Origin of the sequence: Sphingobacterium phlebotomi, assembly GCF_008180195.1 — a bacterium.
Classification (GTDB): Bacteria; Bacteroidota; Bacteroidia; order Sphingobacteriales; family Sphingobacteriaceae; genus Sphingobacterium; species Sphingobacterium phlebotomi.
In genome coordinates this window covers 109,554-122,133 of record NZ_VTAV01000016.1, presented here as the reverse complement: position 1 = coordinate 122,133, position 12,580 = coordinate 109,554, and the positions used below count along the sequence as shown (strand labels likewise).

General features: G+C 41.4%; 9 protein-coding genes and 1 tRNA gene. 4 read left to right on the top strand and 6 right to left on the bottom strand.

The annotated features are described in order from the left end of the window. The first annotated feature begins 158 nt into the window (after nt 1-158). Nucleotides 159-344 carry a hypothetical protein gene (locus FXV77_RS18115; protein ID WP_148920646.1) on the top strand — a complete coding sequence of 62 codons (186 nt, stop codon included), beginning with the start codon at nt 159-161 and terminating at the stop codon, nt 342-344. A gap of 46 nt (nt 345-390) precedes the next feature. Here the strand turns inward: FXV77_RS18115 and FXV77_RS18110 are convergent. Further along, nucleotides 391-464, bottom strand: a tRNA-Arg gene (locus FXV77_RS18110). A 166-nt stretch (nt 465-630) separates the two neighbouring features. On the opposite strand from FXV77_RS18110, the gene FXV77_RS18105 reads away from it, so the two are divergent. Next, entirely contained in the window at nt 631-1,455 is an 825-nt protein-coding gene (locus tag FXV77_RS18105) for an alpha/beta fold hydrolase (protein ID WP_148920645.1), read from the top strand. Here the strand turns inward: FXV77_RS18105 and FXV77_RS18100 are convergent. Next, nucleotides 1,439-2,227, bottom strand: a complete 789-nt coding sequence (locus tag FXV77_RS18100) for a patatin-like phospholipase family protein (RefSeq protein WP_222867818.1) — start codon at nt 2,225-2,227, stop codon at nt 1,439-1,441. The two genes, FXV77_RS18105 and FXV77_RS18100, sit on opposite strands and share 17 nt — an antisense overlap. A gap of 23 nt (nt 2,228-2,250) precedes the next feature. Further along, entirely contained in the window at nt 2,251-3,705 is a 1,455-nt protein-coding gene (locus FXV77_RS18095) for an aminoacyl-histidine dipeptidase (RefSeq protein ID WP_148920644.1), read from the bottom strand. A 108-nt stretch (nt 3,706-3,813) separates the two neighbouring features. Between FXV77_RS18095 and FXV77_RS18090 the strand changes: the two genes are divergently transcribed. Together FXV77_RS18090 and FXV77_RS18085 are read left to right on the top strand one after the other, a co-directional pair. Next, nucleotides 3,814-9,711, top strand: a complete 5,898-nt coding sequence (locus tag FXV77_RS18090) for an alpha-2-macroglobulin family protein (RefSeq protein ID WP_148920643.1) — start codon at nt 3,814-3,816, stop codon at nt 9,709-9,711. 29 nt (nt 9,712-9,740) lie between these two features. Further along, a complete protein-coding gene (locus FXV77_RS18085; RefSeq protein ID WP_148920642.1) occupies nt 9,741-10,313 on the top strand; it encodes a sugar O-acetyltransferase in 573 nt (190 codons plus the stop codon). Between the two features lie 23 nt (nt 10,314-10,336). On the opposite strand, the gene FXV77_RS18080 is transcribed toward FXV77_RS18085, so the two are convergent. From FXV77_RS18080 to FXV77_RS18070, 3 genes are all read right to left on the bottom strand, one after another. Continuing rightward, nucleotides 10,337-11,149 (bottom strand): alpha/beta hydrolase, encoded by an 813-nt coding sequence (locus FXV77_RS18080; RefSeq protein WP_148920641.1) that lies wholly within the window; start codon nt 11,147-11,149, stop codon nt 10,337-10,339. A 46-nt stretch (nt 11,150-11,195) separates the two neighbouring features. Continuing rightward, the gene (locus FXV77_RS18075) at nt 11,196-11,858 is read right to left on the bottom strand and encodes a hypothetical protein (RefSeq protein WP_148920640.1); all 663 of its coding nucleotides are present in this window, start codon (nt 11,856-11,858) and stop codon (nt 11,196-11,198) included. An 80-nt stretch (nt 11,859-11,938) separates the two neighbouring features. Continuing rightward, entirely contained in the window at nt 11,939-12,547 is a 609-nt protein-coding gene (locus FXV77_RS18070) for a WbqC family protein (protein ID WP_148920639.1), read from the bottom strand. Nucleotides 12,548-12,580: the final 33 nt, after the last annotated feature.

Genomic DNA, 12,580 nt, shown 5'->3' with positions numbered 1-12,580 from the left:
CTATCAGGAAATTAAAAATGTATCGTAATTATATCTTAGTTTAGTAAAAAGTTGTCCAGCAAATAGGGAGTATCATACCAGGGAATCTTTTCGTTTTATCATCTCGCTATAAAAATCATTCGGGCATAAATATTGTTTAAATATCAAAAAACGAAACCATGAATGTAAAACGGATATTTGGAACGATACTAACTATTTTAGGTATTATTGGATTAATCTACACGGGCTACGAACTGATTAATCAAAATACCGACTACATATCACTGATTGTTATCGGTGTTATTGCGTTAATCTTTTTCTTCTCGGGGATAGGTCTTGTAAAAAATACAAAGGACGCTGCGTAAACTCGATTCTGAAATATAAGATAAAGATAATCAAGGTGAGAAAAAGTGCGCTTGAAGGGAGTCGAACCCCTAACCTCCTGATCCGTAGTCAGGTGCTCTATCCAATTAAGCTACAAGCGCGGACTTTTTATGTCGACAACAACAATTGTTTGTTGTTTTGGTGATGCAAATATCGCCACTTTTTCCTTTTTTCCAAATTATTTTGAGAAAAAAGATACGCTAAATGTAGCAATGGTATGTATATTGCTGATTAAAAAATAATTACATTCGCATTAAATTTATTAATATGATCGAACGCTTAATAAAAAGCAACAAAATACGAATTGGGGATATAAGTATCTCCTATCTCATCAAAAAATCACCAACAACATCATCCAAAACCATTATTTTTTTACATGGTTTTCCGTTTAACAAAAATATGTGGCGCGACCAATTGGAAGCATTACCGGAAGATATTACGGGAATTGCATTAGATATTCGTGGACATGGTCTCTCAACGAGCGGACATAGTTTTTTTTCCATCGATGTTTTTGCAAAAGATATACGGGTATTTATGGAGAAACTGGATGTCGAACAAGCGACGTTATGTGGTATTTCCATGGGGGGATATATTGCGCTGCGTGCCTACCAACTATTTCCCGAAAAGATATCGGGCCTCATTTTAGCCGATACACATAGTAAAGCGGATACCAATGTCGGAAAACAAAAACGATTTGATAGTATACAAGCCGTTCTTAATCACGGACGCCGACCGTTCTCTATTGGTTTTGTAGAAAATGTATTTTCAGCAAATAGTATACAAGAAAAAGCAGAAGCTGTCGAGTATATTAAAAGTGCCATTCGCCGGAACAGCGTGCGGAGTATCTGTTCTACATTGTTGGCGCTAGCTGCCAGAACAGACACCAGCGACACTTTAAAAGACATCAGCGTTCCTACGCTCCTGATCCGCGGTAGTGACGACCGGATTACTTCCGCTCAGGATATGAAGGATTTAGAGGAGGCTATTCCAAACGCCCGGTTTAAAGAGATTGCCGGATGTGGACATTTACCCAATCTGGAAGCGCCAGAAGAATTTAATCAGGTGATCAACGAATTTATGGATGGGGTTTAATTACGCTGCGAGCCAATTCATACCCCATATCGATTAATTCAACAGAACGGTGAAATTCCCATATATCGGCAGCATTATGTGGCACAGAGATGGCGTAATCGGGCTTATGAAGCGCTAACATCAAGGTGCTTAATTGACGTCGCATTGCATAATACGATGCCAACAATAACGTTCGCGCCGTAAAATTTTGGGTGACCGTGGTTTTATCTTTAATAGGCATCCCATCCAAGTTTACCGCAATGGTTAAGTTTCTTTTTTTAGCTACATGATTAAGTGGCAGCGGGTTTAAAACCCCTCCATCCACTAAAAAACTATTCTCGGCGGCTACCGCAGTAAAAACACCTGGGATAGCGATAGAGGCCCGTATGGCGGCATAAATGCTTCCTTCGCGGAACACCACTTCCTGTTCATTTCCCAGATCCGTGGCGACAGCCGTATAGGTTAATGCCAAATCCTCTATGTTGACGTCGTCAAACACCTCATGCAAGGTGTCCAAAATACGCTCACCTTTCAACAGACCATAGCGTGGATTGGTAAAATCCATTAATTTGAAAACCTGTCCCCGGGTCAGCGTTTTCATCCATTCTCCCAGTTCATGCAGGCGATTACTAGCGTATGCACCCCCTACGAGCGCGCCGATGGAACAACCGACAATCTCATCTATCTCATAACCTTGCTCTTCAAGCCATTGGATGACGCCTATGTGCGCAATGCCTCTAGCTCCGCCGCCCCCCAGTACCAAGGAAACTTTCTTTCGTCTTTTTAGCATCATTATTTACAGATCAGCACTTAAGATTATTTAACCGGCACCTCCTTCAATATCGCCAATAAAAACGTCCAAAACTTCTGAACGGACGATATGGATACACGCTCTTGTGGAGAATGTGCTCCTAAAATGGTCGGGCCGAACGAGATCATATCCATATCGGGGTAGTGACTACCTAATATGCCACATTCCAATCCCGCATGGCAAGCCACAACATGCGGTTCTTCATCGAATAAGTTCGTATAGGTTGATTTGAGAATATCCAGTATTTCCGAATTGGGATTGGGGGTCCAACCCGGATAATCACCGGAGAAGGCAACCTCCGCATCCATTAGTTCGAAGCAACATTTTAAAGTGTTTGCTAAATCAACTTTTGATGATTCCACAGAAGAACGCGTGAGACATTTGACGGAAATCTTTCCCTTCCCTACCTTGACACGCGCTATATTATTGGACGTTTCCACCAGATTATCGAAATCAGCACTCATACGGTAAACACCATTTGGTGCCGCATAGAGCGTTTGGATCAATTTTGTCTGCACCGCTATCGGCAACAGGTCATCAGATGGTTTTTCACAACGTTTCAACGTAATTTCAAGCATTTCATCAACCCCTGCAAATTCTTGCTTTATCGCTGCGCTTTCTTGTTCTATTACCGATAAAAGCAGTTCCGTTGTTGTTTCTTCGGCAGCGAAGATGGCCATACTTTCTCTTGGGATAGCATTGCGTAATCCTCCTCCATCAATACTAGACAACCGGATATCCAACGGTAATAAGCTATACAATAAACGGTTAATTATTTTATTAGCATTACCCAATCCTTTATGAATTTCCATCCCTGAATGTCCGCCATGCAACCCTTTAACGGTTAGCCTATAGTAAACCAAATCAACCTCATCTGTTTCCGGTATATAGGTGCGACGAGCCGTCACATCCACCCCACCTGCACAACCGATGTCGATTTCAGTATCTTCTTCCGTATCAAGATTCAACAACACCTCACCTTTTAAGAGATTACCCTGCAACCCCTTTGCGCCTGTCATTCCCGTTTCTTCATCTATCGTAAATAGCCCTTCTATCGCCGGATGGGCAATAGACTCCGATGTCAAAACAGCCATGATTGCCGCTACGCCTATCCCGTTATCCGCACCCAATGTCGTACCATGTGCCTTGACCCACCCATCTTCTATAAACATGGAGATTCCCTGCTTATCAAAATCAAAATCCGTGTCGTTGTTCTTCTGATGAACCATATCTAAATGAGATTGTAACACAACCTCCTTGCGATTCTCCATACCAGCAGTAGCTGCTTTACGGATAATCACATTACCCACCTTGTCCTGTATCGTCTCCAATCCCAAACGAGCGCCGAAATCCAACATGAACTGAATAACCTGCTTTTCTTTCTTCGATGCCCGGGGAACGGCATTTAGCGCTTCAAAATATTGCCATAACGATTTTGGCTCTATTTGTTCTATTATCATGTTTGTTGTTTCTTTCAAAATTAACGAATTTTATGGAATACTTCTCTTTCAGGCATCAATTCTTAAAAAGCAGAAAAAATACGTACATTTAACACATACCGTATAATCATGAAGAGATATATTTGGCTGCTAATCTGTCTATTTCCCTTATTGGCACTTGCTCATGGATCTGTAAAAGACACCGCTACTGCTGACACATGGCGCGAAGTACACCGCTTGATCAGTATAAAAAATTATGCACAGACGTTACCCTTACTGCGTCAAATCAAAGCAACCGCAAAAGATAATAAAAACAGTGGAGAGTGGATCCGGGCGGTATTGGCAGAAAATTTGTCACTACGGATTAACAATACGGACGATAGTACTTTTATATTGGTCAAAAATCATTTGGAACAGCACATCAAACAGGCGAATAAAGCAGAGCAAGCTGTTTTACAAAACTTTTATGCCCAATACCTGTATGGCAATATGCCCCGCTACCTATCCAATAGCCGTGACCCGTTCATATCTCAAAATCATATCGGTAAGGTCAAAACAATCGATTCACTTTTTAGCTTATCGTTATCTCAACAGGAATTGCTCGTGCATGAAGATATCCAGGATTGGAAGGCAATGTTTGTCGAGCAAAAAAACGTAACCCTTACCCCTACTTTATTTCACCTCTTGGCGCACTATTATCTTAATTTCTTGCAAAACACAAACCATGAGCAAGACGAAAAAGTTGCATCGCTAACACAGGAGCTGGAACGATTGAACAAGACGGGGAAATATAACGATGCAACGGCTTACCTAATGAGCTACAGGCTCTCTATCCAGCAATGGAATATCGAAACGGAATTGCCCAAGTTCCTAGATATCATCAACAAGCAGGAAAGTAACTACAATGCTTATTTGCTATATCAAATTGCCACCGCACAGCAATCGCAGCAGCCAGCAGAAGCCCTAAAACATATTAACAGGGCTTTGGAAAACTACCCGCAATCACCATGGATTAAGGAGGTTAAAAACGTATCAAATACGATCAAAAAAGCCGATATTAAACTAAACCATGATAAGTTTGCGCCCGCACAATTATACACACCGATAAAGATAAGCATCCGCAATGCCGATACACTTTATATTCGCGTATATAACACAACCAATCGGCCGGAGAAATACAAAAACTATGAAGTAAAATACGACTCATTGAAGTTTAATGTAAATCTCGATGCCACATTGGTTTATGAGGATACCATTATTCTAAAAACTTTTGAGGATTACCAAGCACACAGCACAATCTATAAGCTCAATCCCCTACCTTACGGAAATTACACCATTCTATTAGCCAATAATCCCACATTTCAAGACGATGGTCTCTATCGTGGTGTTGTTGAAAGCACCATCATTATTTCTGACCTCTTTGTGTCGGCAACCATAGAAGACGATGCCGAAAAACAAAAACTGCAGTACAAGGGTCTGCTAATCAACAGAAAAACGGGGAATCCTTATCATAAGGAAAAAATACAACTCTATGAAGCAAATAACGATGCCTCTTCCAAGCTAATCCAGACTTTCACAACGGATGGCAAGGGAGAGTTTACCTACGTATCAAATTACAGAGAAGACCGCAATGACCTCAACGATTATCTCCTATTTCTGCCTAAGGAAAATCAATTTATAGATATGGACGAGCTCAACAACATCGAGTCGCATGTTAACCGGGAAAACCGTTATACCCAGAAAGACATGATTTTTGTCCAAACGATGACCGACCGTGCCATCTACCGTCCGGGACAGACTGTTTACTTTAAGAGTATACTTTATAACGGCCACAGCTTATTGGGGAGCACGCTGGAAAAGGCGGGAATTCAACTCTTCCTGCACGATGCCAATAACCAAAAAATCGATTCGCTCACCTTAGTCACCAATGGCTTCGGTTCTGTTCACGGTTCATTCCAATTGCCCAACAAAACATTACCAGGTTCTTTTAAAATAGTCGCTTTTCACGGTAATCGACAAATAAATACACAACGCATACGGGTGGAGGAATATAAACGCCCGACATTCAAAGCCAGTTTTGAGACCAATAAAGACACCTACACATTCCAAGATACCGCCATATTCGCTGGACTTGCCGAAACATTATCGGGCGTACCCTTGGTAGATGCCGCGGTACAATATCAGGTGAATCTCTATCACCCCCTACAACGAAAAACCATCTCTATTGCAGATAGCACAACAGCCGCGGACGACAAAGGGAAGTTCCGTATTGCTGTTCCCTTAATGGACAGTACTTTTGTTGGGTTGACTGATTTTACTTTGCAATATTCGGTCGAAGTGGTCAATCAAACGGGAGAAATGCAAGCCGCCTCGGGTAGTTACCGTTTTTCTACAAAACCATGGAATATCCGTATCCAGACGGAAAATATGATTGAAGAAAAGAAGTGGAAAGAGATACATATCCATACGGTTAATCAAAACGGACAGCCTTTGAGGTTCAAGGGGAAGGTCGATATTTATAAATACGACATGGAATCAAAGATTGCCTTGACCGATGACAATATGAGGTTTTTCCGTGATGCAGGATACCATACACTCTCCCAAGCGGAGTATGAAAAGTATTTCCCGAATTATTTCGACCCTATTTTATTGTATAAGGAAGCCCCCAAAACACGGGTAGCCAGTTATGACTTTGGCACGCGGGATACGAGTTTAATACAGCTCGACTCCAACCTCTTCACCAGTGGACGCTATTGGGTCGAAGCTTATACTATTCAAGAAAGCGACACGATTCGATCTTCAGCGGACGTCCGTTTGTACAAAACGGATACACGGAAAGTGACCGCAACCGAGTTCTTGGTGTACAACTTGGACAAAGCGCAATACAATATCGGCGATATGGTAACCATGACGTTTGAAACCGATGTGCCGCGCGCCCAAAAACTATTTCTATTCGAAACCCATGGTGCTAAAAAGATAGCAACAAAGCTATTGGATTGGAAGGATGGAAAGGCACAACACAGCTTTATATTACAAAAGGAACATGTTTCGCCGAACCTGTTTTTCAATGCATTGCTCATCGTTGACAACAAAGCAGCCATCGCCTCGTTATCCATTCCCATTCAACGTAGCGATAAGACCTTGTCTATCAAAACATCGACATTTCGGGATAAGATTACGCCCGGTCAATCCGAAAAATGGCGTTTCACGATTACCCAAAATAACGAAGTGCCCCAAGCCGAAGTACTCGCTACGATGTATGACGCTGCATTAGATATGTTTGCCAGCAATATGTTCCCGACATCACTGCAACTAAATTATCCTTATTACGGTCGACCGAACTTCCATTATCTGTTGCGTGAATTCCACCATAAACAGCAAGCGCTCGATATGTTCAGCAAGCGGGAGTGGTACGCACCGCAGGGCAATACCGTTTCTCCAGTATATTCCTACGAACTCTGGCAGCGGAACGGTATTTTCTTAAGGACATCAGGTACCTTGAATGAAGTCGTTGTCACCGGATATGGACAAGAGAGAAAAGTGGCTCTAACGGGATCCGTCGCCTCCGCAGAGTCTGATGGTATTATGATTCGTGGGGCATCCATTGGCGATAACCAAACAGCTCCCCTTTACGTTGTTGATGGTGAAATGATGGACACGTTCGATCTCAACACCATCAATCCAGACCTAATCGCCAGTATCGAGGTTTTGAAAGATGCTTCCGCAACGGCCTTGTATGGTTCCCGTGGAGCAAATGGTGTGATTCTCATTACCACAAAAGAAGGACAAAAAAAGCGAGCCCAATTGGATGCGGTACAAGCCCGTGCCAATCTTGATGAAACAGCCTTTTTCTATCCAGAACTGTATACGGATTCGGAAGGGAATATTTCATTCGAATTTGATAGTCCTGAAGCCCTAAGCCAATGGAAGCTATTACTCTTTGCGCATGGAAAAAATTTAGAGGCGGGCTCAGCCACTTTCTTCACCCAAACCCAAAAACAGTTGATGGTCCGTCCTAATCTCCCCCGTTATTTTCGGGAAGGTGACCGGATTACATTGAAAGCACAAATCCAAAACATCAGCAAAAGCAAGGTTTCGGGAAATGCACGGGTCGAGATCATCAATCCCGAAAATAACCAGAACATATCGCATATTTTCCTCGGAGAAAATAGTACAAAAGCTTTCGACGTGGGAGCAGAAAACAACAGCATTGTGGAATGGCAACTTCAAGTACCAACGGGCTACCCGATCGTACAGATTAAGATCGTAGCCGCCACAGATGAGTTTTCGGATGGCGAACAGCATGAACTGCCTATCCTACCCAACAAAGTATTGATTTCAGACACCCAAAAAATCATGCTGAAACCGGATACGCAACGGGAATACCAAATTCCCGGTGCCGGCAAGGAAAATTTACACGCTAAGGTACAGGTGCAAACAAATCCTATTCTGGAAATATTATCCGCTTTGGATTATTTAAAGAATTATCCTTACGAATGCACGGAACAAACGGTTAGTAAATGGTTTTCTCTTCAGATGGCACATTATATCCAAAAGCATTATCCGGCCTTATCGGATTATTTCGTGACACTGGGCCAAGAAAATATAAGAGGCAGACTGGAAGAAAACAGCTCTTTGAACGAATTGACGATGGAAGAAATGCCATGGCTTCGCGATATCCAAGGGGAAGAAGCAAAGCGGAAAGCCATTGCGCACCTCTTTAGTAGCAATATCCAAGCAGACATTAACGATTTGGAGAAAAAAATCGGTAAAAGTCAGCTCAACGGGGGAGCCTTCCCTTGGTTCGAAGGAGGCAAACCCAATACAGCTATCTCTATCCGCATCCTCGAAATAACGGGTAAGGTACTTCACCTCGACTATACCCTTATCAGCAATACGATGCGCCAAAATATGCAAAAGTTGATCACATCATTGGATAAGGACAGTATCCTATTCGATAGTAAGCGCAATACCATGCAAGTACTGGATTACCTATATGCAAGGCAGTACTGGAACGGCCTTTATAAATTGGATGAAACCATTCTGAAAAAACTAGATAACGAATTACTAAAATCACCGGAAATAACAGCCCAAAATGCTGCCGGAATAGCGGCAAAGGCATGGGTTATCAATCAAATATTAGGCGAATCTAAGCCGTCAGGAGAAATCAAAAACCGCATCACGCAGGAAGTGATCCGCGACCAAGAAAGGGGTATGTATTGGGAAAGCAATCAAAAACGTTTTAATGCTATCAGCCTGCACAGCTATATGGTCGAGGCATACAAACTACATGACCCAAGCAAACTCTACGAAATCACCCAGTGGATTTATTATAACAAACAAGCCAACCATTGGCGTAGCACCTGGGCAACAGTGGACGCCATCTATGCCTTGTTGCTGGCGAATGATCCTCAGGACTTCAGTTTGGATAATACTGTTGAAATTTGGGTAGACAAAGAAGAGATACCGACCAAAAATGTGGTTTTGGGACAATCTACAAAAGATTTTAATGTAGACGAATTGCAAGGCAATCGAACAATCTCCATAAAAAACAATAATAACCGTCGCGTATACGGTTCTATTGTACATCAATACTTTGTTCCTGTAGAAGAAGTCAGCAGCACGACGAATGCCATTTCTATACAAAAGCAATATTACGCCGAGCGTCAGGGTAAATGGGTTGAAACCAATACATTTGAATTGGGAGAGAAAATTAAGGTAAAAATCACGGTCATCAACGACAGTCCTTTGGAATATGTACACCTTAAGGATGCACGACCATCAGCTGTAGAGCCCATCTACCGACCCTCGGGATACCAATGGTGGCAGGGTTATTATTTCAGCCTAAAAGATGCTTCTACAAATTACTTTTTCGATTACTTGCCGAAAGGGAAACGGGAACTCGAATATGAGGTCAAAGCCAACAATGTCGGTATTTTCCATTCGGGAATCACAACGGTAGCTTGTATGTATGATCCTACTGTAAATGCCCGATCAAGTAATATCGTAGTAACTGTGGCGGAGTGAAGAAAATAAAGAAAGAACAATTTATTAAGATGAAAAAAACAGAAAAAGAAAAAATGATTGCAGGTGAGCTATACCAAGCAATGGGAAAAGAACTGATGGAAGAACGTCAATACGCAAAGGAACAACTTTTTCAGTATAACAATCTCGAACCGTCCAAAATAAAAGCACGAAATCAAATTTTAAAAAAACTATTTAGCAAAACCACCAACCGTTTTTTTATTGAACCTCCGTTTCGTTGTGATTATGGTTACAATATTTTTTTGGGTGATAATTTCTATGCGAATTACAATCTGATCATTTTAGATTGTGCTCCGGTTACAATAGGCGATAATGTAATGATAGGACCAAATGTTTCACTTTTCACCGCTGGACATCCCGTACATCAGGAGCCACGCGTGGCAGGCTGGGAATTTGCGAAACCGATTACCATTGGCGATAATGTTTGGATTGGTGGGCATACTGTGATAAATCCAGGTGTAACTATCGGAAAAAATACCGTAATTGGTTCAGGATCGGTTGTTACCAAAGATATTCCCGAGAATGTCGTTGCCGCCGGAAATCCATGTAGGGTAATTCGCGAAATTACAGACAAAGATAAATAATAGGGTGTATTGCGATACGCCCTCTATTGCCTTTCTTTTACCAAGTGTTGTATTTCTCTGAGCAAAACCGGTAGTCCAGGATACACCATCCCGTGATCGTATCCTTGAAACTCCACAAGCTTATTGTTCTTATGGCCTACGATAGACAGCATACGCTTAAGATAAGCGTTCTCTTCGTAACGTCCTAACAATTCCAATTCACGGTCACCTGTCAACAATACGATGGGAGGTGCATCTTTTCTAACCCAAAACAAAGGAGCCAATTCGTCGATTGTCGGTTGTTTTTCGTCTATCCCCAGTTCTTTACGAGCCGTAAAATGTGTGATGGTCTGTGCGCTAAAAGGGATAATACCCGCTAATTTATCCGCATCAAACCCTTCTGCCTCTAAATAAGTTTTATTCAATGTTATCATCAATGCCAAATAACCTCCCGCCGAATGTCCCGAAATAAAGATGTTAGATGTATCTCCCCGATATTTGCCAGCATTTTTAACGATAAAAGATGTAGCTTTTGCTGCATCTCGGATAATATCTTCAACTTTCACATTTGGTGCAAATCGGTAACCTACACCAACCACCACAAGCCCCTTTTCTTTTAAAAAAGCTGGCACTTCTTTTTTTCCACCCGTCAATCCCCCTCCGTGAAACCAAAGCACGATAGGCTTATTTTCGCCCGAAGTGGGATAATGTATATCGAGCTTACATTGTTCTGTCGCATAATCTGACACCGTTTTATCAACGTAGCTAATATTTTCAATCGTTTCATATTGGATCTCTTGTGCATAGCCAATATACCCAAAGCCCAACAGCATAAAAAATAGAACAAAATATCTCATATTATTTGTATTGAAGGATGAAGTTAAGAAAACTTGGGTAAAATCCCTAATCCCTATATGTGTCTATCCCAATCACATCTGTTACCTTTTTACTCAAGCCTGTAATATCAGATTTCAGTCCTACCATGATGGTGATAAACTGCATAGGATTACCCTCAACTTTTCTGAAATTATGTATATAATCAAGTTCCACACCTAGAAAAAAACCGGGAAATTTATAATCTGCTCCCACCCCCGTCTGTGCGCCGGCGGTTAACGAATATTTGTTTGACATCCGGACCCTTTCATCCACAACATTGCCGCGTGGCTCGACCACCAAACCAACCAATGGACCGATGTAAGCATATGTATTCAGGCTTCTGAATTGTCGTCGTTTTCCTGCACCGAAACTAAGCATATAGAAATTGGCTCTCCCATTTTCTATCATATAATTATACTTGCTGTCATTCATCTGCTGGTCATAACTAAATGTCAGCATATGAAGCACGGGGCGAAGAAAATATCGTCTATCTTTTAATGCAATATCTAACCCCGCACTACCAGAAAACAGCTTTGTGCCTAATACATTTTTTGATTTTCCTACAGGAAAGGATAAACCCGTCCCACCCATGTAATAGATCTTACGATAGTGTAAACTATCTACTTCTGTCTGCGCAGACACGATAAGGCAACCTGCACACAGCAAAAGAAGTGAAAAAAATATTCTCATGAAATAATTATATTGTCTTTGTAGAACAAGCGACGCTGACAAAATGTTTTTGCAACGGCATGGAAAGAAGGAATAGATATCTACAAGTAATTTCTGCTTTGTGGACCTTGGTTGAACAAAAGATCTACGACACTGAGATCAGGTAAAAAACCGTGCTTCTCTTCAAACACCTGATAATAAGGTTTTGGATATTCCAAAAGGCTGTTTTTTTTAGGATGAATAGTCTCCCGATAATCCAACGGTTCTATTCGGGGTGTATACGTTTCCGTAAAAGCTATAGGGCGCTTTATTTTTATACATTTCAATAACAATTGTAATTGTTCGATATTGAAATCAAAGAGAAAATCATACTTTTGCTCATAAAATCGAGCAAAATCGTCTTCATAATACTCAAAATATGCCGAACGACGATATGCTGACTGTATGCTAAGCCAGTGTAAACGCTGCCAACTAAAGTCGTAGTTAATCCGGGTATCTTTTATCGGAACGTGCTCCTTTCTTCCATGTAAAATAGGAACGATAAGATCTAGAACACCATTTGCTGTTGCTATTTTTGCTCGCGTTCTGTACGTCTGTTTCGGGTAATATTCAAATCGTTCCATCAATAGAGGTTCTTCACTTTGTTGAATGATATGAAAATAGCTGACAGGCGGTAAATAAAAAGCAGGTAAAAGCAACTGTGATTCCATGTATTTTAACTAATTTAGACAAATTTAAACTTA